The 22538-nt window shown below is 59.5% G+C and carries 19 protein-coding genes; 13 read left to right on the forward strand and 6 right to left on the reverse strand.

Going from position 1 to position 22538, the window contains the following annotated elements; all coding sequences use genetic code 11:
- Position 1 precedes the first annotated feature (1 nt).
- Together LZ518_RS11625 and LZ518_RS11630 are read left to right on the forward strand one after the other, a co-directional pair.
- Positions 2–487, forward strand: coding sequence for an alginate O-acetyltransferase AlgX-related protein (locus LZ518_RS11625; protein ID WP_249916142.1), 486 nt, complete (start codon positions 2–4; stop codon positions 485–487).
- Positions 484–3768 (forward strand): DUF499 family protein, encoded by a 3285-nt coding sequence (locus LZ518_RS11630; RefSeq protein ID WP_249916143.1) that lies wholly within the window; start codon positions 484–486, stop codon positions 3766–3768. Before LZ518_RS11625 ends, LZ518_RS11630 begins: the two co-directional genes overlap by 4 nt.
- 198 nt (positions 3769–3966) lie before the next feature.
- Here LZ518_RS11630 and LZ518_RS11635 read toward each other — a convergent pair whose 3' ends face one another.
- Both LZ518_RS11635 and LZ518_RS11640 read right to left on the reverse strand, forming a co-directional pair.
- Positions 3967–4683, reverse strand: coding sequence for a hypothetical protein (locus tag LZ518_RS11635; RefSeq protein ID WP_249916144.1), 717 nt, complete (start codon positions 4681–4683; stop codon positions 3967–3969).
- 197 nt (positions 4684–4880) lie between these two features.
- On the reverse strand, positions 4881–6935 hold the full coding sequence (locus LZ518_RS11640; protein WP_249916145.1) for an alpha/beta hydrolase family protein: 2055 nt from the start codon (positions 6933–6935) through the stop codon (positions 4881–4883).
- 136 nt (positions 6936–7071) lie between these two features.
- Between LZ518_RS11640 and LZ518_RS11645 the strand changes: the two genes are divergently transcribed.
- Complete coding sequence (locus tag LZ518_RS11645; RefSeq protein ID WP_249916146.1) at positions 7072–7431, forward strand: hypothetical protein; 360 nt, start codon at positions 7072–7074, stop codon at positions 7429–7431.
- Between the two features lie 66 nt (positions 7432–7497).
- Here the strand turns inward: LZ518_RS11645 and LZ518_RS11650 are convergent, their stop codons facing one another.
- Together LZ518_RS11650 and LZ518_RS11655 are read right to left on the reverse strand one after the other, a co-directional pair.
- Entirely contained in the window at positions 7498–8433 is a 936-nt protein-coding gene (locus tag LZ518_RS11650) for an alpha/beta fold hydrolase (RefSeq protein WP_249916147.1), read from the reverse strand.
- A gap of 90 nt (positions 8434–8523) precedes the next feature.
- Positions 8524–9477 (reverse strand): LysR family transcriptional regulator, encoded by a 954-nt coding sequence (locus tag LZ518_RS11655; protein WP_249916148.1) that lies wholly within the window; start codon positions 9475–9477, stop codon positions 8524–8526.
- 148 nt (positions 9478–9625) lie between these two features.
- On the opposite strand from LZ518_RS11655, the gene LZ518_RS11660 reads away from it, so the two are divergent.
- Positions 9626–10336: an SDR family NAD(P)-dependent oxidoreductase gene (locus tag LZ518_RS11660; RefSeq protein WP_249916149.1), complete on the forward strand. Its 711-nt coding sequence runs from the start codon at positions 9626–9628 to the stop codon at positions 10334–10336.
- A 26-nt stretch (positions 10337–10362) separates the two neighbouring features.
- Entirely contained in the window at positions 10363–10602 is a 240-nt protein-coding gene (locus LZ518_RS11665) for a tautomerase family protein (protein WP_249916150.1), read from the forward strand.
- Positions 10603–10755: 153 nt separating this feature from the next.
- Here LZ518_RS11665 and LZ518_RS11670 read toward each other — a convergent pair whose 3' ends face one another.
- Entirely contained in the window at positions 10756–11808 is a 1053-nt protein-coding gene (locus tag LZ518_RS11670) for a hypothetical protein (RefSeq protein WP_249916151.1), read from the reverse strand.
- A gap of 44 nt (positions 11809–11852) precedes the next feature.
- Positions 11853–12182, reverse strand: a complete 330-nt coding sequence (locus LZ518_RS11675; protein ID WP_249916152.1) for a hypothetical protein — start codon at positions 12180–12182, stop codon at positions 11853–11855.
- 226 nt (positions 12183–12408) lie between these two features.
- Here LZ518_RS11675 and LZ518_RS11680 point away from each other — a divergent pair, with 226 nt between their 5' ends.
- The 8 genes from LZ518_RS11680 (at position 12409) to LZ518_RS11715 (ending at position 21976) form a co-directional block, all read left to right on the forward strand.
- Entirely contained in the window at positions 12409–14571 is a 2163-nt protein-coding gene (locus tag LZ518_RS11680; protein WP_249916153.1) for a gluzincin family metallopeptidase, read from the forward strand.
- Complete coding sequence (locus tag LZ518_RS11685) at positions 14568–15965, forward strand: hypothetical protein (protein WP_249916154.1); 1398 nt, start codon at positions 14568–14570, stop codon at positions 15963–15965. The genes LZ518_RS11680 and LZ518_RS11685 overlap by 4 nt, the downstream gene beginning before the upstream one ends.
- A gap of 41 nt (positions 15966–16006) precedes the next feature.
- A complete protein-coding gene (locus LZ518_RS11690) occupies positions 16007–16783 on the forward strand; it encodes a hypothetical protein (protein WP_249916155.1) in 777 nt (258 codons plus the stop codon).
- 12 nt (positions 16784–16795) lie between these two features.
- Positions 16796–17944: a patatin-like phospholipase family protein gene (locus LZ518_RS11695; RefSeq protein WP_249916156.1), complete on the forward strand. Its 1149-nt coding sequence runs from the start codon at positions 16796–16798 to the stop codon at positions 17942–17944.
- Positions 17941–18747, forward strand: a complete 807-nt coding sequence (locus LZ518_RS11700) for a hypothetical protein (RefSeq protein ID WP_249916157.1) — start codon at positions 17941–17943, stop codon at positions 18745–18747. Before LZ518_RS11695 ends, LZ518_RS11700 begins: the two co-directional genes overlap by 4 nt.
- 77 nt (positions 18748–18824) lie before the next feature.
- Positions 18825–19934 (forward strand): M64 family metallopeptidase, encoded by a 1110-nt coding sequence (locus tag LZ518_RS11705; RefSeq protein ID WP_249916158.1) that lies wholly within the window; start codon positions 18825–18827, stop codon positions 19932–19934.
- A 163-nt stretch (positions 19935–20097) separates the two neighbouring features.
- Positions 20098–20970, forward strand: coding sequence for a hypothetical protein (locus LZ518_RS11710; RefSeq protein WP_249916159.1), 873 nt, complete (start codon positions 20098–20100; stop codon positions 20968–20970).
- Positions 20971–21037: 67 nt separating this feature from the next.
- The gene (locus LZ518_RS11715) at positions 21038–21976 is read left to right on the forward strand and encodes a hypothetical protein (RefSeq protein ID WP_249916160.1); all 939 of its coding nucleotides are present in this window, start codon (positions 21038–21040) and stop codon (positions 21974–21976) included.
- Positions 21977–22538: the final 562 nt, after the last annotated feature.

Here is a 22538-nt window from a genome sequence, read left to right on the forward strand (position 1 = left end):
GGTGGACACGAACGTAGCTATCGTCGCGAATGCAAGGTCGGATCCCGATGATCCCAATCCTCCGTCGATCGAATGTAGGCTCGCCACCGTCACTTTCCTGATGGAGTTGTTGAGCGACGGCAAAATCCTTCTCGATCTCGATAGCGCTATTCAGACGGAGTATCGGACCTATCTCAATCCGAGAGGTCAACCCGGCGTGGGAGATCGCTTTTACCAGGCCGTGTTGCAAAGTGCACCTGAACGCGTCGAGCGTGTGGAGTTGCCCAAGGCGGCAAGCGGGGAATATGCCGATTTCCCGCAATCGCTAATTGATGCCGGATTCGACCCTAGCGATCGCAAGTTCGCCGCGCTGGCGCGGCGTGAAGGAGTGCCTGTGTATAATGCTACCGACAGCGACTGGATCGAACACGCAGAGACCCTGGCGGCAGAGCATATCCAAGTCGAGCATTTGTGTGGCTGCAATCCGGCCCAGTGGTTCGCCGCGTGACTGCTGACCATTCAGCGACCGATCGTGTCCGCAAGGCGCTCGATCATCTGCGGCCCGGTCTGTCGCCCTTCGTCGAAGCTTGGATGAAGAAGAAGCACGGTGCGGACTGGGGTAGGGTAGCCAGCAGGGCGCACGGTAGTGATTCAAGCGGACCTCTGGACGCCTACGGGCTGCTGAAGACTATTCTCGACAACTGGCGATTCACTTTTGAGGAGGCGTTTCAGCAACGCGAGCGACATCGCGTGCGCAACTTCGTCTCAACCTCTCTGGAGGCGCGCAACGCGACCTCGCATCTTACCCTGCCGCTCCAGGACACCGAAGCGCTGCGTTATCTCGACGCCATCCACGAGCTGCTGAGGGTCGTTAAGGCGCCCGAGACCGAAACCTCCGCGATTAAAGGGCTATACGAGGCTCAGCGCCGCTCGGGACTTGCCGACAAGGTCACGGAGAAGCCGCCGGCCGAGCCGCGCGGCACGCTGTCGCTACCGCTCACTCCGCGCGAGGAGGGAAAGCCAGATAAAGCGCTGCGCCCTTGGATCGAAGTTGCGTTGCCTCATGCAGACGTGCTGGAAAATCGCTTCCGACAATCCGAATTCGCAGCCGACCTATTTGCGGTGGATTCCGGCAACGCCGCTGGCGAGTATGCCGATCCTCGCGACTTCTTCCGCATCACCTTTCTTACGGAAGGGCTGAAGCGCGTCCTCAGCACCGCCTTGCAACGGCTGGGCGGGACCGGTGGCGATCCGGTCATCGGTCTTCAGACCGCCTTTGGCGGCGGCAAGACGCACACCATGCTCGCTGCCTACCACCTATGCGGGGTGGACGATCCGGCACCATTGGAAGGCTTGGCGGATCTTGCGGTCGACAGCGCCGACTGGAAACGACCGAAGACCGCCGTCTTCGTCGGAACGTCAAAGGCAACCGACGACTCGCTGGTTCTGCATGGCGGTCCCAAGGTGCGCACGCTCTGGGGGTATATCGCTTGGAGGCTCGCGGGCGATGCCGGATTGGAACTGGTCAAGGAAGCCGAAGCCGCGCGAACCAATCCCGGCTCTGAGCTGATGGTTGAGGTCTTCAAGCTTGCCGGGCCTAGCCTGATCCTGCTCGACGAGCTTGTTGCTTATGCCCGACAGTTGCCGGACGACCGCTTTGAAGCATTCCTCTCCTTCATTCAGTCGCTGACCGAGGCGGCAAAGATGGTGCCCGATGTGCTTGTCATCGGATCATTACCGGAGAGTGATGCCGAGGTTGGCGGGGAAAAAGGCAAGGCAGCATTGCTACGATTGGAGCGCGTGTTCGGACGCGTCCAGTCGCCTTGGCTGCCTGCTACCGGTGACGAAACCTATGAGATTATTCGGCGGCGCCTGTTCCAGCCGCTCGATAGTGACGGCGAGAGGGCGCGCGAGGAGACCTGCAAGGCATTCCACAAGCTTTACCGCGATAATGCTGCTGAGTTTCCACCGGAGGCCCGTGAGACGCGCTATCTGGAACTACTGAGGCTGTCCTACCCAATCCATCCGGAACTTTTTGATCGGCTTTCTAAGGACTGGGCGAGCCTCGAAAAGTTTCAGCGAACCCGTGGCGTGCTTCAGTTTATGGCCAACGTGATCGGCGTGCTTTGGCAGGAGCGCTCCGGCGATCCGTTGATAACACCAGCTCGTGTCCCTGTGTCACATGAAAAGGTGCGCGCCAGCATCCTCTATCCGCTCGATCCCGCCTTTGGCGCCGTTGTCGACAAGGAAGTTGACGGGCCGAGTTCGCTTCCCGCGCAGAAGGAAGCCAATCCGCAACGTCGCATTTCGCAAGCCCGCGCTGCGACCAGGACTGCACGATCAGTGTTCCTGTGTTCGGCGCCTCTCGTCGGGCAACCCAACGCTGGCGTGACTGGACCAGGCGTGAGGCTCGCTTGCGCCGAGCCAGGCGATCAACTCGCGATCTTTGGCGAGGCCCTCCGCGAACTGAGCGAGCAGGCGACCTATCTCTACGAGGAGGCCGGCCGCTACTGGTTCTCAACCCAACCGACCCTCAACCGGCTTGCTGACGAGCGCGGGCGTTCGTTGCCGGAACATGAGGTGGACGAATATGTCCGCAAGAATCTCCGCGAGGACGGGGGGCACAAGGCTGGGTTTGCAAAGGTCCATGCTGTTCCTGACGATGCCTCCACAGTAGACGAGGCCGAGGCGCTGGCACTGGTGATCCTATCGCCCGCCACGGCGCACAGCGGACGAAGCGCGGGGCAAAGCGCCGCAACCGAGGCAGTCTCGGATGCACTGCTTCGCTGTCGTAATTCGCAGCGGCGTCATCGCAACACGCTGATTTTTGTCGCCGCTGATGAAGCACAGCTTGCAACTGCGCGAGACGTGGTCCGGAAGGCTATAGCTTGGCAATCAATCGCCGATGATAAGCGGCTCCAGGGGCAGTTGACTCAAGCCCAAGCGGCCGATGCTAGAGACAAGGCCAGCACTAACAAGGAGTCCGCCAGCAAGGCCATCCGGAACGCGTGGAGCCACATCCTCTATCCCGTCGAGACCGTCAGCCCAGGCAAACCCTTTGATCTGGAGCATGCTTCGATCGGCGGCGGAGATAAGCTGAGCGTTCCTATCTCTACTTTCACAAAGGTTGTCGCAGATGGAATCGCCCGCGAGAAGCTTGGGGCAGACACGCTTTGGCTGAAGTTGAAGGATCTGTGGCCGGAAGACCGAGATCACTTGCCGATCGCCGAGATCGCGGGTTGGTTCGCTTCCTACGTTCATCTACCGCGGATTAAAAATCGCACCGTGCTCGATCTTGCGATCCGTGACGCGGTCGCGAAGTTCGACGCGTCGTTCGGCTACGCCGACGCAGTTGAGGGCAGCACTTACACCGGCTTACGCATCTCAAAGGGGTTACCCGAGTTCATTCCAGACACGGCAGTGCTTGTCCGCGAAGCCGTTGCGCGGGAAGCGCAGGGACCATCGGAGCAGCCGACGCCCCCTGAGGACGCAGCCGATCAGACTGGTGCCGCAACGCCTGGCGGCCCTGTGGCCAGTCCAGATGGGCAGATCGCCCCGAAAAGGTTCTATGGCACGGTGGAGCTTGATGCGACCCGTCCCATTCGCTCGCTCGAACAGATTGTGGAGGCCGTGGTCGCGCAGCTTCAGCACACCTCCGGCACCAAGGTGACGCTGACGCTGGATGTGGAGGCCGTGTCCGCAAGCGGCTTTTCTGATGCTGACGTCGGCGTTGTGCGCGACAATGCGCGCCAACTAAAGTTTGATCCCAGCTCGACGGGCTTCGAGTGATTTTTCCGTCGATGACGCGCGGCTCGTGTGGGTAGAAATGTGGGAAGCGCAACCAACGTATCGCAATTAGCTATTATATATTAGATACTTAAGTCATATAGTCAGACGGACTCCCGCTCCGCCATCATTTTCGGAAGATATGCCATTGCAGGCCTAATGGCCGCTTTCGACCCATTGCGGTCATTAGGCAGTTTTGTCTCAGCCAGCCTCGCGAATTTGACCTTTTAGCCGCTCGGCCTCTTTCGCCAGTTGGCGCGCATTCCAGATCTTTTGGTCTAGGTCGGCAATCACACGGTTGAGGGCCCACCTCAGGTTGGGGATCGCACGTACCTCTACAGCGACGCGTTCGGCGGATCGCGGCTCCATGGTCGACTTGCAAAAATTGGAAAGCCTCGGCGTAACACTGCCATACTTGTCTGCCTGAAGAACCTCCGGACAGTCTTTGAGCACCTGCGCCTGGGCGGCGAACGGAAGCACGGACCGGATGGTTTCCCGATAAGGTGGAACGTTGTCGAACAGGCGCTGCATGGTCGCCAGGCCGACATAATAATTTGCAATGCGCTCCCGAAGCATGCGGCTGCCGAGGAACTCCGCCTTCCCGGAGGCGACGACCTCGTCATAGGTGAAATGACGGATCGCCTGAGGGATGTGGTTGCTGGCCTCGTACGCATCGATGATGAATTCGCCAGGACGCTCGCTAACGGGCCTGTCCAGGGCGGCAAGCGCGGCCTGCGCATGCGCCAGGACTTGACCATAATATTGGATGCGGAATGAAACGTCGCGCTGATCCGATTCCAGATCAAAATAAAGCCGATCGCGATATTCCCGGCCTTCGGCCCGGTCGAGCCTCGCCTGGTTCCAGTTATTGACCTGAATACCCAGGAACACGCCCAGAATGAGGATGACGAGGTCCAAGGCGACCCCGAACCAGTTCTGGCGCGCCCCCTCCGCCCGTAGCCGTCTGAGGATCATCCGTGCTTCCCCCCACATCACGTTAGGCGAAGCCGAACCCTCCTGCCAATCCAGCTTTAAGGGGCGAATGGCCGCGTTCGACCCATTGCGGCCATTGGGACGTGCCGGGAGCCGTTAGCCGATTTCGCTGCCAAGCGAGGTTACTTCTTTCGGTAGCGATCGAACCAGGCGATTATTGCGCTCGCCTTCGCGGCGGACTGACTTGGCCGCGACGCAATTCCACCGTGGCTGGCATCCGGCACTTTAACAAGTGCGGTCGGAACGCGCTGGAGCTTGAGCGCCGAGTATAGCTGTTCGGCTTCGCTGACCGGGGTGCGGTAATCCGAGCCGCCGACAACCACTAATGTGGGCGTTTTGACATTTGCCATCAGGCTGAGCGGCGAACGCGACCAATAAGCCTGATAATTTTCCCATGGCAGCGATCCCATCCAATAAGGACCGTAGAAGGGCGCTCCGTCGGAGGTGAGGGACATGCTGGCCCAGTTCGTCACCGGCTTTTGCGATGCGGCCGCCTTGAAACGATTGGTCTTCCCGACAATCCAGGCGGTAAGAATTCCGCCGCCCGATCCTCCGGTGACGAAAAGATTATCGGGGTCGGCCACACCGCTTGCGATCGCAGCATCCACGGCCGCCATCAGATCATCGAAATTGCTGGCCGGATAGGTCTTCTCGATGCCGTCCGCGAAGCCCTGGCCATAGCCGGTCGACCCGCGCGGATTGGTATAAAGCACCGCATAACCGGCCGCTGCATATTGCTGATAATCAGTCGAGAAGTGAGGGCCGTAGGCGGCGTAAGGTCCACCATGGATTTCCAGGATGACGGGGACTCGCTGACCTTCCTTGTAGGTGGGGGGAAGCAACAGCCAGGACGGAACTCGTCCGCCATCGGGCGCGGTCGCCACGAACGACCTTAGGCTGCCCAGATTCTTGGCACCGAGACTGAGGTCGTTAAGCTGTGTCAGCTGGCGCTTTGTCCCGCCGGTCGAAATCGCAACGTCGGTCGGGCGGTTAAATGGGCTGGTCGTGAAGGCAATGGTGCCATTTTTTGCCACGCTGAACGAGCCGCCTCCGTAAGGGCGGTCATATCCGGGATCGGCGGCTTCATGGGTGAGGGAGCGCACGCTTCCATCCAACCCGATGCGAGAAACCGTGACCGAGCCATCTTCCTCGTAGCCGGCGATGATCGCCCGCCCATCGGCTGACCAACTGATTTGGTTGATTCCACGATCCAGGTTCGGAGCAACCAGCCTCGGGTTGGCGCCATTCGCATCCATCACATAGAGGTCGGCCTGCTCGAAGCCTTTCTTGTGGTCGTTGTAACCTAGATAGGCGATGCTCCTGCCATCCGGCGAAGCAACTGGAGCGGCATCAGGGCCATTCCGGCTCGTCAGCGCGGCCACGTCGCCCGTATCGAGGTCCAGCCGGTAAATTTCGCTATCGAGGACCGTCATCTCCCAGTCGGGTTTGCGGATCGCACTGAAGAGGATTGCCCGTCCGTCCGGCATCCATTCCGGGACGCCGTCATGGTAGGCACCAAAAGTGAGCTGGCGAGGCGCCCCGCCGTTAGCGTCAACCATGAAGATCTTATCGAAGCCGGGCTTCAAATAGCCTGCATCGTCGGTGCGATAGGTTACCTTGTCCAATATCTCGAGTGGCTTGGCCCATTGGGCGCCCTCCGGCTTTTCGGGAGCGGCGCCAAGTTTGGATCCTTCATCCGGAACGCTCATCAAATAGGCGATGCGACGCCCGTCCGGAGACCAGGAGATGCCCTGAGGGCTGTCAGGCAGGCCGGTAACACGGACCGACTGCCCGCTGTCCATCCAATGGACGAAAAGCTGCGGCGAACCGCCTTCTCCCGTTGAAACATAGGCAAGCCTCCCTCCGTCGGGGGACCAGCGCGGACTGAAATGATCGCCCGTGCCGGCTGCGATCGGCCGCTGTTCACCGGATCCGATATTTATCAGCCATATCGACGAGCGAATCTTGTCGGTCATGATGTCCGCGGACCGCCGCACATAAGCGACTGTCCGTCCATCCGGGCTGATTTGCGCGTCAGACGCCGCGCTCAAGTTGAACAGGTCTCGGCCAGAAAACAGGGGATTTGCACTCTCGGCTGGCGCAGATAGCGCGGGCGCGGGAAGCGAAGTGGCGAACAGCATCAGCGCAAGCGCCGTGAGCGAACGGCTATGATTCATCGAATGTACCCCCTCCGGATAGCGGCAGGTACATCCACTTTTCGACAGGATACGGCAAGCGCTGCCGCGCTCGACGCTCTTTAATGTCCGCTGTCGACCCATTGCGGACACCGCCAGAGTTTGCGACGCTTGCCAAATGCTGACGGTATTGACGCTTATCGCGATGGTTCAATCGCCTCCCCAGGATCCGGCGACCGCGTTGTTGGAAGAGGCCATGCGCGCAACGAAGCAGTTAGACGAATGCTTGATGGGGACGGCGGAAAGCCTGCGGCCTTCGACCTCAAGTTGGTTGGAAAAATATAGGAGCTATCGGCAAAGCTGTGGCAAAGAACGAGCCGCGGCATTTGACCTGCATCTGCGACACGCGTGGGCGGAACTGACGCCACGAACCCCGGATGAACGAATTCAAGCCTATCGTCGCGCCACATTCAGGGTCGACAGCAGGTACGATATTGGGGTGGCCAAGTTTCTGGACCCGAAACCGCCAACCGACTGACGGATGGGCTGACGTTCGCTTCCCACCCATTCCAGCGATTGGACGAAAGCCGGCGGCATCACGTTGCTATCGCGTGGCCGGTTCCGCGATGAAAGCCATGATCGCATCCATCGTCACCTTGGGCTGCTCTTCCATCAACCAGTGACCGGAATCTGCTATGCTAAGGGCGCGCACATCGGTTGCGGCGAAGGCGATTTCGTTTGCAAATCCCAGTCCGAACGATTTCTCCCCGCCGATGGCCAGGACCGGCATGGCAAGTTTGCCCTCGGCCAGGAATTTCTGGTTGTCCACGGCATCCTGGCGGAAGGCCGCAAACTGGGCGAACGCGTCATGGATCGCCTGAGGACGGGCATAAAGCGCGGCGTAATGGGCGCGCGTTTCTTCGCCGATGTGCTTCGGGTCGGCGGATAGCTCGTTGTAAAAGCGATCGAGATAGATCCGCTCACGACCTGCAACGAGCCGTTCCTCGTCGGGCCCGAAGAAATCGAAGTGCCAGGTTCGCTGGTCCTTGACCACGCTGTCCCAATTGCCGAGCCCCGGCAGCGGCGCGTCCATCACCACCCAGCGGGTAACCCGGTCGCGATTCTGGGCGGCGAAGGCATAGCCGACCATGTTGCCGATGTCGTGCGTGACCAGAGCCAGCGATCCGTCGAGCCCGAGTGCATGAAGCACGGCCGCAATGTCACCTGCTTCGCTCTTCTTGTCATAGCCGGTCTCTGGATGCGACGAGAGGCCCATGCCCCGAAGGTCGGGTACGACGACCGTATGATCGGCGGCCAGGCGACCCGCGAGCGGCGCCCACATATCCCCGGTATCGCCAAACCCGTGCAGCAACAGGACAACCGGTCCATGCCCGCCGATCCGGGTGTGGATCGTCGCCCCGTTGACGGGGATATCGCGTGCGCTGAAGCTTGGAGGGAAGGTCTCAATCTCGGCCAATGCCGGGGCAGGAGCGAAAAGCAGAACGGCGAGAAACGCAAGCCAACGGTTCGGACGGGTCATATGCTCCCCCAATTACCAGGCCAGCGCAGTAGCAGCTGGCCGGCGGAACGTCACTGCGGGCAACGGGCCAAGCCTGATCGGTCTGCGCAATCATTGCTCCGAATATTCGAATGAGCTTAAGCCTCGGGCCTCATTGGCCAAGCGCCCGAATTCCGCTCTTAGTCGCGGCGCGGCGAAGTCAAGGAACGCACGCACCTTTGGCATCGACACACGTCCGGGCGGAGTAAGCAGGTGGACAGGCAGGGCAGGATACTCCGCATCGGCCAGCACTACCTTCAACTTGCCGTCGCGAACCTCTTCCGCGACGTGGTATGAATAAAGTCGCGTCAGGCCGCGACCCCGGATTGCCGACCCCTTCGCTGCGCGGACGGAGTTAACCGTCAGCCGCGGAGTGAAATGAACCGTTCGAGAAATTGACGATCCCGGCGCGGGCGCGAAGACCCAGCTATCCAGGCCGAAATTGGTGAAAGCCACAATGTCATGCGCGGCAAGATCCGACGGTTGCTCAATCTTGCCGCGGCTCCTTAGATATTCGGGCGACGCTGCAACCACGCGCCGCACTTCACTGCCGACCTTTGTCGCGATGAGCGATGAATCGGGAAGCTGGGCGACCCGCAGGGTAACGTCGACGCCTTCTTCGACCAGATTGACGGTTCGATCGAGCAACAACAGCCTGATCGACACGCTCGGATATGCATCAAGAAAATCGTCAATGATCGGCCGGAGGATATCCTCTCCACTTATCGGCGGCGCGGAAATTGTGAGCACGCCGCGCGGAGCCGACTTTTCGCCGACAGCCAGAATGTCGGCTTCCTCCAGCTCGGTCAGGATGCGGCGGCAGGCGACGGCATAGCGTTCTCCTGGCTCGCTGAGCCTGATGGTCCTGGTGGTGCGGTGCAGAAGTTCGACGCCCACATGCGCTTCAAGGAAAGCAATGGCTCGGCTGATGGCTGCTGGCGACCTTAGAAGGCGCCGACTTGCGCCTGCAAGGCTGCCTTCGTCGAGGGTCGCAATAAACACCTTCATCGCGTCGATCCGGTCCATGATCACCTCCAACTCGCGTGGCGGTATTCGTTCGTTTCACGCAACAGTGTCAATCGAATAGCATCTATTCGCTCGTGTTGAGGCGCAATCTAAATGGTTGTCAGCGGCGCAATCGAGCGCCGGATTTATCCAATCCTGAGGTGCAATCATGAGTGATACACGCAAAGTCGCCGTCGTTACCGGCGCATCGCAAGGGATCGGCGCCGGTATCGCCGAGGCCTTTCTAGAGCGCGGTTACCGTGTGGTCGCCACGTCCCGCTCGATCAAGCCGTCGAACAAGCCCGGCGTGCTGACGGTGGCCGGCGACATTGGCGATCCTTCCACCGGTCCCCGCGTCATCGCCGAGGCGCTGAAGGCCTTTGGCCGCGTCGACACTTTGGTCAACAACGCCGGCATCTTCCTTGCCAGTCCCTTCACGGGCTATTCCGCCGAGCAGTATGACGCAGTCGTTGCAACAAATCTCAACGGCTTCTTCTACATCACCCAGGCCGCAATCGACGCTATGGAAAAACAGGGGAGCGGTCACGTCGTGAGCATAACCACGACTTTGGTGGATCAACCGACGTCCAAGGTGCCTTCGGTTCTCGCATCCTTGTCCAAGGGCGGGATTGCCGCGGCGACCAGGAGCCTGGCTGTCGAGTATGCATCCCGCGGAATCCGCGTGAATGCCATTTCGCCGGGGATCATCAAAACGCCGATGCATGCGCCGGAAACCTATGATTTCCTCGCGGCGCTGCACCCGGTCGGCAAATTGGGCGAGGTCGGCGACATCGTCGATGCCGTCCTGTATCTCGACTCCGCCAATTTCGTGACTGGCGAGATCCTACATGTTGATGGCGGTCAGGTCGCCGGCCACTAAGCGCATAGCCAGGAAGGAGCCGGGTCATGCCGATGGTAACCGTCCAGGTGACTCGCGAAGGCACCAAGCCCGGGGTCGACCATGTCACGGCCGAAGAGAAAGCCGCGATCTACAAGGGCATCAGCCAGCTACTCTATGACGTCCTTGGCAAGCCGCCCGAATGGACCTGGGTCGTTTTCGAGGAAGTTGAGTTGGAGAATTGGGGCTGGGGCGGCATGCCTGTCACAGATCATCGCAAACAGCTGGCTGCAAAGCCCGGCGCGTGACCAGCCCCTAAATCAACCCGGTATCAAGTTGCCGATCATCAAGCCCCATGGCCGGTGTCTCGACGCCGGCCATGGCCGCTTTCGCGGGGTGGGCTCGGACATGAATCGTGGCTGGCGGCGCATTTGGGCGGTGAAGCCCAACTGGAGCGATTTCTATTTGAGAATCTTCGCGATCTGAGGCGGCCGTTCCCGTTCGGTGATGTAGCCCTCCGGGAACCAGACGAGCTTCAAGGAAATCGGGCTTTTCCTGTCTCCCATGTCGTAAATGGAGATGGAATATCTATACTGATTATTATCACGCATTATTTTTGCATTGTCGGTAAGCGGAAAATCAAAGATGGAAATGTGGGCCTCATCCAGCTGTTGAACAGTGCCTATTGGTTGCTTTGCCCAATCCATATTGGGCCGACATTCTTCGTTACTGGTCTTGTCAGTATCGACTATCCACGGCCAAATCCGTTCTCGTGCCTTGTTCCTTTCTAAAAATACTACCCTTGATCCTATACTCATTATCCTCTTGTCATAATCTGGCGCCAGAAATCTGAGCAACAAACAAATTTTGTTATCCGGTGACGTCAAGCAGATCGTGGAATCCTCAGCCAGCGTCGGTTTTTTAATACTGATATTTCCGTTTTCGACACAATTCGGATAGGTTTTTATGGTTGCTTTATTACCTTCCAGATCCAACAAATCTATCCTGGTCACTTTCGCTTCATAGCCGTTTCCGCTCCGCGATGTGCCATCGATGCTTGTCAGCATGTTGATCTGCCGATCGATGACCCGGCGCGCATCCGATGCGATCTTGTCATGGCCTTCCTGATCGTTGGCTTGCAGGAGCCTGGAGTCCACTTCCAGCAGGAGCGGTTTAAATTCAAAGTGATCGTGGAAATTCAGAGTCACCATCTCCGCCAGAAGTAGCTGGCGACGAATGTCGGAATTTGGGTTCGTTGCCCCATTCTGACCGATGATCGGCTGGACAAGATCGCCCAGCATGGATGCGCGCAATTCGCTTTCGGCCTGTTCCCGCTGGTTCATGACCGACGTGAGCGAAGCCTTGGACTGATAATTATACCCAACGTAGGTGACACATGCGATCGCAACCGCCCCAATCAGCTTGGCGGCAACATCCAGCCATTCCCGAACATCATGCGAGCTCCGCGTCTGGCCTTCAGGGCTTGAGCCCGTGTCGGGCGCGTCAGTGGTCATCGGTGCCCTCCCCTTGAAAAATTGGAGCTAAATTCGATCCGGACTCACTTGCTCGACAGATAAATGTCCCGGGCGACCGGCACCGTGGAGCTCTGAATTGTCGCCGCATACGATCGACCGTCGGGCGAATGTTCGAATGTCACGGCATAATCGCCAGCCGGGAAGAAGATCCGGTAGATGCCGTCCTTGATATCGACCTGACTGCCGTCCGGAAGCTTGAGCCTTCCGCTAAATGGCTGGTTGTCGAGGTAGACCCTTCCCGAGACTTCCTCGCCAATTGCCGGAGAAGTGAATGCAACCAGAGCGAGAAAAATCGCTGCTGCGCGAACGCCGGTTTTAGTCGATGACGAAGTAAAGCTCGTGCTGCGCAACATCACATGCCTCCTCTTCAAGGCTGGATGTGGACCGAGCGGCAATCTTTGTAACACATATGTATTGAAACGCGAAGGCGTGGTTATATTTTGATTCAACCAGCTATTGATAACATAAGTTAATCGCCGCAATATTGTGGCTTGCCGAATCAACCAGGCTGGCGCCCACCAGTGTGCCTGCCGAGAATTCGTGACGAAGGTCATGAAGCTTCCGTGACGGAGGCGGTTGATGTCCAACGGCAGTTATCCGACGCCAACGACGCGCAGGTTGAGGGTTTATGCGTTCGACCCCTCGGCATCCGTCGCACTCGACACGGCGGTCATCAATGACGCGGTGCTTTCGCTGCCCTGGAACCCGCCGTGGGAGGATCCCCTCATTCTGGGTCCGACGAACGAATATCTCGAAGTAGTCGATTACGACTTTCCAGCTCGCACATTCTACGAACCGCTGGACCTCAACGACCCTTTGCTGCTTGCCCAGGACGGTCTTCCGCCGAGCGAAGGCTGCCCGCAATTCCACCAACAGATGGTGTTTGCGGTTGCCATGTACACGATCCGCAATTTCGAGCGCGCGCTCGGCCGTTACGTCTTCTGGTCCAAGCCCGCCCCCAAACAATTGGAACAAACGGCCAAGGGCCAGCGCGGCTATGCGGCCCACGAAAAGCGACTGCGCATCTATCCCCATGCAATGCGTGAGGCGAATGCCTTCTATAGCCCCGACAAGGCGGCTTTGCTGTTCGGCTATTTCAAGAGCCCTCCCGACGACGGAATACCCGATGGGCAATGGGTCTTCACCTGCCTGTCGCAAGACATCGTCGCCCACGAAACAACTCACGCCATACTGCACGGCCTGCGCAAACGTTCGGTCGACCCAGTCAATGCCGACTCCCTGGCTCTTCACGAGGGGTTCGCCGACATCATTGCGCTGCTCCAGCATTTCACGCTTGGAGGAGTTGTGGAGCATGAGCTCGCCCGCAATTCCGGCAAGCTCCGTTCGGTCAACTTGCTGACCGGACTGGCTAGTCAGTTCGGACGGGCCACGGGCCGCAATGGCGCCCTTCGATTGGCGCTGGACACGCTTAGCGAGGAAGCCGGCAACGCCGAGGCTCCCATCAAATTGCTGTCGGAGACCAGCGAGGCCCATGAACGCGGGAGCGTGCTCGTCGCGGCCGTATTCGACGCATTTGTCACCATTTTCGAGCGGAGGACCCGCGACCTTTTCCAGATTGCGGATGCGACCCCGGGCCGCGGCCCCTTGTCGCCCCTTTTGATAAAAAGATTGGCTGCGGAAGCCGCTCATACAGCAGACTCTGTGTTGCAAGTGTGCGTCCGCGGACTGGACTATCTGCCGCCGGTCGGCCCGACTTTCGGGGAATATTTGCGCGCAATCATCACTGCCGACACCGATCTCGTTCCCGACGATCCACTGAAATATCGCGTCGCTTTCGCAGAGGCGTTCCGCAAACGCGGCATCCCCGTACCCGGCGTGATCAGCTACGCACCCGAAGCACTGTGCTGGGAACATCCAACCTACGGCCCGGATGGGAAGGATGATGAATTGGCGGTCGGAGACAATGGCCGGCGCGGATTGTTCGCCGATGCGCTGGCGAGATTGCAGCTAGGCATCGACTTCAGGCCGATCGAGTCTCGTTCCAAATCCATTGGCAGCGACAGTGCAACCCAAAAAAAAGAGATGAACACCGTCGAGCAGGAGTTGGAGAATTCGCCATATCGTGCGGCCGCGAGTTCGCTGGAGGACGTTCGACTGAACCTTCGGGAAGAGGCGATGCGCGTGGTGAGCTACAACCAGGCTTCTCTTCATAACTGGCTGGCGACACCGACCACGGAAGCAAAGGATTCGAGCGAAGACGCCAAGTGGGAAAGGATGCTCGGAATCCGGATGTTGCCGATCGTGGATTCCAGGCCGGCGCCCTTGTCGATCAACAGCAAGCCTGGTCATTGGGACGTCCCGCCGGGATGGGCGGACAAGGCCGAGTTTGGGAATGCCGCCTCTTATACGATCCCGATATTCGACGTTCATTCGGCCAGAATAGCCCGACGTACGGGGCCCAGCGGGACCGAGCTGCACCAGCTCATTGCCCAAATCACACAACGCCGGCGCGGCTATTTCGACGAAGAAGAGCAGAAGCGCGTCGATCAGAACGGAAGCACGGAAGACCCTGATTTCTGGTTCCGCGGCGGCGCGACCATCATCGTCGACCTGCGAAACGCGCAGGTTCAAAGGGTCATCCGCAAACGGATCGACGACGACGACCGGCTCGCCGAACAACGCGCGTACCTGCTGGGAGACGACCTTGCCCTGGCAATGGTCACTGACGATTGCGGCGCCGCCCAGGAGCCGTTCGCGTTCATGCACGGAGATGAAGCATGAGCGTCACTTCCGTCATTGTCCGCATGTACCGGCATCTGCTCGGCGACTGCTTCCTGATCATTGTCGAAAATGATGGGAAATATTCCAAGACCTTAGTCGATTGCGGCATATTGCAGGGCACGCCCGGCGACGACCAGCGCATGTGCGACGTCGTCGGCAACGTCTATGGTAGTTTCGGAAAAAACCTCGATCTCGTGGTCGTGACCCATGAACATTGGGATCATATTTCCGGCTTCCAACATGCCGCCGGCATGTTCGGCAGGAAGAAGTTCGGCAATTTGTGGATGGCGTGGACGGAGGATCCCAAAGATCCTGACGGCCTCGCCCTTCAGGCCAGATTCTCCAAGGGCCATTCGAAATTATCTGCGTTGGCGGCAGTCACCGGGCGGCCATTGCGCGCCGAAAGCGACGGACAGTCCGTTGGGCTGATGGGCTTTGCCGGTCCCCTGGCCGCGGCCAAGAGAAATGGCGCTCTTCGCGGCAGCAAGGCGATCTACGAGAACCTCCGGAATTGGAGCAAGGGAGAACCCAAATATCTGTCGCCCGGAATGATCGACTCCCTCCCGGGCAACTTGAAAACCTATGTGCTTGCGCCGCCGAGAGACACCAAGCTGCTGTTCAAGGCGCTGCCCTCGAACAGTGACAAGGAGACCTATCTGGGCGCCAGACCCGACGATGAGGAACTGAAAGAGGCACAGGCCCAATCGCCGTTTTCGCCGCGATACCGGTGGCGATCCGTCAAGCAAATCAACAAGGCCAAACGCACGGGCACTTCCGAAAAATGGGTCCGGGATCGCTATTTTGGGACTGGCGATGGCGAGCTCGATCGCCGCATCGACGATCGTTACGATCTTGAATTCAACAGGCTGGCCATACGGATGGACAGCAACACCAACAACAGCAGTTTGGTGCTTGCGGTCGAACTGCCCGATGCGTCGACCATGATTTTCGCCGCCGACGCGCAAGTGGGCAATTGGCTGTCATGGAAGAACGTCAGCTTCAGCGAGAAAGACGCGAATGGCGACGAACGACTGACGAAGGGGCATGACCTGGTCGGACGAGCGCGCCTTTACAAGGTTGGCCACCACGGCAGCCACAACGCCACGTTAAAGAAGGACGGCCTGGAACTGATGATCCGCGACGATCTGGTCGCGCTAATTTCCACCGATGCGAAGTTCGCCCTGAAGCAGGGAAAGGGCTGGCTGATGCCCAACCCCAACGTCAGCAAAGCCCTCGACAAGCATGCACCCGGCCGGGTGGTTCGCGGCGACTTGGTGACCAAGCCTGATCAAAAGCGGCTGGCTGCAATTGTTAGGGAAGGCAAAGGCGAGCTCTACGTCGATGTGCTCGCCTATGGCGATTGGCCGGCTGATTACAGCCATCAGAATCCCTGACAACCGAGTTCGACTTCACTCCATTTTGAAGGAGGATTGCAATGATCGAAACTGCAAGCACAGGCACCGAATATCTTCGCTCCCTTCGACTTGCTCAGCCGCAGGCCGGGCTGTTCGGGCTCGACGCTCCTGACTTTCCACAGGTCGTATTTGACGGCGCGAAAGACCAGGCGGTGGTAGCCGGATCGGAAGTGGTTTCTTTCACTGAATCGGTGGAAGCCGAGTTCAGGGAGATTATTTCGGATTCAGCGTTGGTCGCTCAATTCGGCGCCAACGCCAAATATAAGGTCGAGCAGGATCCCATCGCCTGGTTCGACCATTATTACAGCATCCTGGGCGGCATGGGATGGGTCACCCAATCGCGCGAAACGGCCGAATATCAATTTAAGAAGGATGGACTGGAAGTCCATGAAGCCGTGCTTGAGGTGGTCGAAGCCTTCCTTGGGCCGATCCCGGGCGCTGCGAAGCTGGTCAAGATCGCGCTTGGCAGCCTGGCGAAGATGGATGACTCGCCGTTGATCACGCTCTTCAACAAGCAGAGCGAGAAGGCGAATGTCGGTCGGTTCCAATTCACGCTGGTACGCCAGGAGGGCAGCTCTTTCCTGGCCGACGGCATGAGCTTCGGGATCAAGGCAAAAAAGAACGTCACTCAAATATTGTTCTTCAAGCTTCATTCCGCGGAAGCGAGGATGCGCCGAAGCCTGGCCAAGGTCTCGATCGGTGCGGACGCTCTCGAAGGTCTCCGGGACCAGCTAAAGATTATGATCCAGGCACATCGAAACAAATTCCTGACCGAGCTGCCGTTGGCGTTTGAATAGAGGGGACCGAAGGTGAGCGACACCGAAGATCCCGGATTTGCAGTCGCCCCGGTTGAGAATGACGGCGATGAGGAGCTCACCGATGGCATTGGCATTGCCCTGTCAGGTGGGGGCTATCGTGCAATGCTGTTCCACCTGGGCTTCCTGTGGAGGCTTCGCGATGCGCGCCTGCTGAAGGATGCCGACCGCATCTCCAGCGTGTCCGGCGGCTCGATCACCGCCGGCGCGCTAGCGCTCGCCTGGCCCAATATCGCCTGGAACGATGATGGCGCCTCTTTCCGGCGGCAGGTGGTCGATCCGATCATCGCCCTTGCCCATGTCACGATCGACATTCCGGGAGCCCTGATCGGTCGTATTCCAGGTATGTCAGGGACCTATGTGCGCTCCAGCTATGACAAGCATTTATTCCACGGAGCCACGCTGCAGGACCTTCCCGACGAGCCGCGGTTCATATTCAACGCGACCAGCCTGCATAGCGGGAAACTGTTTCGCTTCTCGAAGCCATATCTCGCGGAATGGAGTTTCGGCCGCTGGATGAATCCGAACAACAGGCTGTCGGAAGCGGTGGCGGCCTCCTCGGCCTTTCCGCCGGTCCTTTCGCCTGTGACAACCGGAGTTGCCGGACTCGTCTTCGATCCCGCCGGCGGAAAGGGCCGCAAATGCCCGGCGGCGTTCCGCCTGACCGACGGCGGTGTCTATGATAATCTCGGCCTTGAAACCCTATGGAAGCGGAAGCGAACGCTGTTCGTAAGCGATGGCGGCGCCGGGTTCGATTATCAGGATAATCCGTCGTCCTTGCTGAGCCTTCAGGCGCTGCGGGTTACCATCATGATGCAGGATCAGATCGGGATGCTGCGCGCGCGCCAGATGATCGCCGGGTACAATGCGCCGGCGGGTTCGCCGCTGAAGCGAACCGGTTTCCTGGCGTCGATCGGGACCCAGATGAAGAAGGACCGCCCGGCGGGCGCGCTTCCCTATAATTCGGGTGGCGCCGACATGATGGCCGCGACCAAGACCGCGCTTCGCAGCATGGATGACAATCACATCAAACGGCTGATCAATTGGGGCTACATCCTGGCTGACGACCGACTGCGGTCCAGTCCCGATTTCAGCCACCTGCCGCCGCCCAATGGCCTGCCATTCCCCGGATCAGCCGTATGACCGACTGGGCGGCAAGGGAGCAGCGAGCAAAGATATTCGCGGCCTATGGCAGTTTGGCCATCCCGCTGTGCATTGCACTCGCTACAGTTGCCATAAACATCAATCAGCAGCGCCAATCAGCGGCCGAAACCTGTCGCGACAAGACGTTGAAATTCTATGATGAGGCAACGGGGGCGCTCGACAAGCTTCAGCTACTCGACAATGCCGGCCAAACGATCAAGGCAGATATCACCGACCGGCAGGCAATAGCGCTCGAGCTGTTGACCGAGAGTTGTCGCAGGGGTGGTGTTGAAGTTCCGTCCGGTGTGCGAACGGCGATTGAACGGCTCTATGCCTATTCGCCAGAAGAAAGCACCCGTGAAAGCCTGGCCGCCAGCGCGAAGCGCGCGGACGCATCGGCTGCGCCCGACCAGAGTCTCGCAGTACCCGCCGCGGCTTCTGGAGCCGGAGGGTCCAACGCAGGGGCTGTGCGGGTCTTCCTGCATATTTCAAAAGAGTCACAGCGACCTGCCGCAAAGCTGCTTGAAGGAAATCTCGAGCAGCAACTGCTGAATGGACGAAAAATCGTCGTTCCCGGCATTGAACTGGTGCCGGGAGGATCCCGGTCCAGCTTGCGGTGCCTGAAGCAGGCGGACTGCGCGCAGGCACCCCGGCTGGAAGCGATGATCAAGCAGTTTTTCCCGCAATTGGACCTCGACATCTCAAACTTGAGCGGCCGGTACGAGCATGAGCCAGGCGTCAAGGCCGGTACCTATGAGGTGTGGCTGGGAACGGACGCCCAAATCACTTCGGGGGCAGGATGATGTCACGGACGGTCAGAGCAACAATCAGATATGGGCGCGACTTCGCGGAGGTCATTCGCTGCATTCCGATTCAGGCTGTGCCACGCAGCGCCGATGTAACCATCACCAATCGCACCAGCGGCGCGTGGATCGAGGTTGTCGACGCCGGCGGAAAGACCGTGCACCGACAGGTGCTGCCCGATCCATTCGCGGGTCAGGAGGCATTTGGCAAAGATGGTGACGTTGCGCGCCACGACGTTCCGGATGAGCAATTCATTTCCCTGGAGCTACCTTGGCCTGGCGAAGGCGCGCAGGTGAAGATTCATGCCCGCAAGAGCCGGAAGCCGCAGTTTGGAGCCGCTCCGAAAACAAGCCTTGTTGCCGCGCTGCCGTTAAAACCGAGGCCGCTACCACCGTCGCTGGCCGCCACCGCCCCTTTGCCTAGTGTCCGCCCGATCTGGGGTTCCACCAATCCCAAAGCGCTCACACTGGCCTTCTTCGCGGAGGGTTTTACCGCGGCCGACATGCCCAGATTCCACCAGCTGGTCGACCGTTGCGTCGCCGCCTTCGAGCATAGCGAGCCATTCAAGAGTCACCTCGCGAGCATGAAAGTCGCCGAAATAGAAACGGTCTCGAACGTAAGCGGAATTAGCGGCACCGCGCCACGCGACACCGTATTCAAGGCGCATTTCCAGAAGGATATTGTGAGGGTCATCCTCGCCGATCAGCGGATCGCCAGTGAAATGCTGGATGCATGCTTCCGTGGGAGTGCTGTCTGCCTGATCGTCGCCAACACCACCGACTATGGCGGTTCCGGAGGCGCGGCGACCGTGTTTTCGTGCGAGCCTACCTGGGCAACCGAAATTGCAATGCACGAGCTCGGGCACACGCTTTTTGGCCTGGCTGACGAGTATGACGCCGGCGGCCAGGCGTCGACCATGTCGCCGATCGAGCCCAATGTTTGCGGATCGCCGGCAAGCAGCCAGATCAAGTGGGCGGACCTGGTGAAGGCGGGCACGCCGGTCCCGACTCAAACGAAAGGCGGGCCCGTTCCCGTCGGAACGCCGATCGGAGCCTATGAAGGCGCCAAGTACCAGCCATCAAAAGTCTATCGAGCGGAATTCGACTGCAAGATGAGAACGCCAGGCAAACCGTTTTGCGCAGTCTGCAGCCGTGTCATCAGCCAGCTGTTACTACAGCATGTGTAGTCATGCTGCTTTCCAGGTCAATTTGGGTGACTCCAAAATGAACTAATTTAAACATGTTAGTTCGTCTGCATCAGCATAGCGCAACACCTTGCGCGAGATAGCCGTGAAGAGGACTATTGCCCCGAAGTACAGGCCCCGCCGGGCGCTGTTTCAGGAGGCGGCGATGGACAATTACCTATTCGAAGCTGACCATATGGACGAGTTTTCGGGCGAAACACCACTTGGAATGTACGAGACCGGCGCGTTCGAGGAATTCTCCGGTGATCAGTACGAACCATTTGCGGATGAAAGCGGCGCAATGTTCTTCGAAAACGAGGATCAGTTTTCGCTGGAGGGCAACGGCTTCGATCAATACAGCTTCGAGGAAGAAGGCGACCAATTCTCCCTTGGAGGATTGTGGCGGGGCATCAAGAAGGTCGCCACCACGGTTGCCCCGCTTGCCAAGAAATTCGCGCCGCAGATCGGCGCGGTCATTGGCGGTGCGCTTGGGGGGCCGGCTGGTGCGGCACTCGGCGGCAAGCTCGGCACCCTCGCCCGCACGCTTGAAGGCGAAGAAGAGTCGGATAGCGAAGAAGAGCTGAACGCACCGGCAAGCGTACCCGCGATCGACGAGTCACTTTCGGAGTCGATGGCCGACAGCGCAACCCGCCTGACTGCCCCGCTTGCGCAGTCGATGGGCTCGGCAATCACGGTTACCCTGGCCAGTCGGGCGCCCCTGCCAGTCAAGGCAGTGGTCCCAATCCTTGCCAGGGCCGGTGGCGATGTCGCCCGTCAATTGGCCGCGAGCAGCGATCCGCGAGCCCGCGTCTTGCTGCGCACCATTCCGACGATCCAGAAGCGCACGCTCGCGACGTTGGCGGCAAAGGCGCGCAGGGGTCGCCCGATCACACCGCAAACCGCGGTTCGCGTAATGCGCACGCAGGCAAACCGGGTGCTCGGCAACTCGCAGAACCTGGGGCGCGCCCTTGCCAACAATGCGCGCAAGCGCGGCCAGATCAATCGCGCGGCCGTCGCTCGCGCAGAGCGCTTTATGTAGGATCGAAACCCCGCCGGCGGACGTCCGACGCGTGCGCCCGCCGGAGGGCCAATCAGGGCGAGGGATCATGTCCCGACCAGCCAACATAATTGCCAAGGCAGACGAGCTGAAGCGGCTGGCGTCGACAGTTTCAGCCCAAGCCAGCCGCCTGCGCTTCCCGCTGCCGATCGCCAAACGTGAACGTCTGATCCGCGACTGCATGCGCCTGAGAGCCAGGGTTGTGGACGAGCTAATCCTGGTCGGGCAGCGCAGAAGTGCAAAGCCGGCGGAAGGCCCTGCAGTGCAAGCGGCCCTCGACCACGCTGAACGGACGCTCGGAGAAGCGGTCCGCAAGCTCGACTTCACGGAAGCTCTGACCAAGTGCAATGTTCGAATTCCGCACCTTGTCAGCGAAGCGGATCCAATGGCCTGGCCGGTCCGGCCAAACAAGGCAAAGCAGCTGAATGACATTCGGCGCTCGATGCGCATGGTTCGCCAGGTAGAGCAGCGGAACCTTCAGTCGACGGTGCAATATACTGCCCGGCAGCGGCAGGCGATGGACCGCGCGAAACAAAAGCTGGCCGCGGACCTGAGCGCGACGATTACCGGCCTGATCAGGGTCAATCCCGTGCTTGCTGTCCTGCCCGATCTAGGCTCGATCGCAACCCAGGCCGGCGGTGAAACTGCCACCGCGGCGCTCCGCTACATTGAGAAGAGAAATGCGGCTGGATTGCCTGCAAGCATGGGCGGGTTCGTGGCCGTCAGGTTCAAGCTTGCCGCCAAGGGCGCCGGTTGGTCGCCGGCGGCAACTGAAATCGCCGGGACGATCATTTCAAAGGGCTTCGATCTGGCGGCATCTCCGGCATTGAAGATGTTCGTCGTCGCCATTTCCGTTATCCTGCCGCGTGCGGGGGTGTCTGCCTATCGTGGCGGGACAACCATCTATGCCGCGATCCGGAACTGGATCGGCAAGCCAAAGAAGCCGAACGGCGAGTTCGAATTCGTGGAAATGGAGCTCGCAGCATGACGCGAGCTGCTCTTCTCGTACGGCCCGGGGCAGGCCGACGCACCGTCGCGGTTCGAAGCGATGCTTCATCAAGCACCGGCAAAAGCCCGGCACGGCCTCTACCCCGGTCAAGCCGATCCCGGGTTTCGGTTCGTCCAGTTTCTGGAGTGGTTTGGGTTGGCATGGAACATACACGTTCCCCACAACCTTCCGCCGCGGTCCGCAATTACGCCATTGACCGACCGCGCGCTTAGTATCGCGGCGCCTGGCCAGGAAGCATTGTCACGAGAATGGGCGCACGCACATCAACGATGAGCTAATGGTGATTCATGCGTGACCATCTTCAGTGGGGTTGGGACTTCTCTACCCCACTCACCACCCCACTATCTGACATCGGTTCCAGAGGCGGTTGTGGGCATGCGCTGGCAGTCCCTGGCGGAACATGAACGAGGTTATCTCTTTGGCGGACAATAAAAATCCCGGAGAAATCCGGGATTCGAAGGATCGTTTCTGGCGGAGACGGAGTCCGCAATGGGCTTAGTTTCCGTCGCGTCCGTAATGATCCATAGCAGCCCGAAGCTGC

The organism is Sphingomonas brevis (assembly GCF_023516505.1).
Taxonomy (GTDB): Bacteria; Pseudomonadota; Alphaproteobacteria; order Sphingomonadales; family Sphingomonadaceae; genus Sphingomicrobium; species Sphingomicrobium breve.

Bases quoted from the DNA above. Each gene is read 5' to 3' on its own strand.
- LZ518_RS11650 (WP_249916147.1), bottom strand. From the start codon at position 8,433: ATGACCCGTCCGAACCGTTGGCTTGCGTTTCTCGCCGTTCTGCTTTTC.
- LZ518_RS11675 (WP_249916152.1), bottom strand. From the start codon at position 12,182: ATGTTGCGCAGCACGAGCTTTACTTCGTCATCGACTAAAACCGGCGTT.
- LZ518_RS11665 (WP_249916150.1), top strand. From the start codon at position 10,363: ATGCCGATGGTAACCGTCCAGGTGACTCGCGAAGGCACCAAGCCCGGG.
- LZ518_RS11685 (WP_249916154.1), top strand. From the start codon at position 14,568: ATGAGCGTCACTTCCGTCATTGTCCGCATGTACCGGCATCTGCTCGGC.
- LZ518_RS11640 (WP_249916145.1), bottom strand. From the start codon at position 6,935: ATGAATCATAGCCGTTCGCTCACGGCGCTTGCGCTGATGCTGTTCGCC.
- LZ518_RS11670 (WP_249916151.1), bottom strand. From the start codon at position 11,808: ATGACCACTGACGCGCCCGACACGGGCTCAAGCCCTGAAGGCCAGACG.
- LZ518_RS11660 (WP_249916149.1), top strand. From the start codon at position 9,626: ATGAGTGATACACGCAAAGTCGCCGTCGTTACCGGCGCATCGCAAGGG.
- LZ518_RS11645 (WP_249916146.1), top strand. From the start codon at position 7,072: ATGCTGACGGTATTGACGCTTATCGCGATGGTTCAATCGCCTCCCCAG.
- LZ518_RS11690 (WP_249916155.1), top strand. From the start codon at position 16,007: ATGATCGAAACTGCAAGCACAGGCACCGAATATCTTCGCTCCCTTCGA.
- LZ518_RS11715 (WP_249916160.1), top strand. From the start codon at position 21,038: ATGTCCCGACCAGCCAACATAATTGCCAAGGCAGACGAGCTGAAGCGG.
- LZ518_RS11700 (WP_249916157.1), top strand. From the start codon at position 17,941: ATGACCGACTGGGCGGCAAGGGAGCAGCGAGCAAAGATATTCGCGGCC.
- LZ518_RS11655 (WP_249916148.1), bottom strand. From the start codon at position 9,477: ATGGACCGGATCGACGCGATGAAGGTGTTTATTGCGACCCTCGACGAA.
- LZ518_RS11710 (WP_249916159.1), top strand. From the start codon at position 20,098: ATGGACAATTACCTATTCGAAGCTGACCATATGGACGAGTTTTCGGGC.
- LZ518_RS11680 (WP_249916153.1), top strand. From the start codon at position 12,409: ATGTCCAACGGCAGTTATCCGACGCCAACGACGCGCAGGTTGAGGGTT.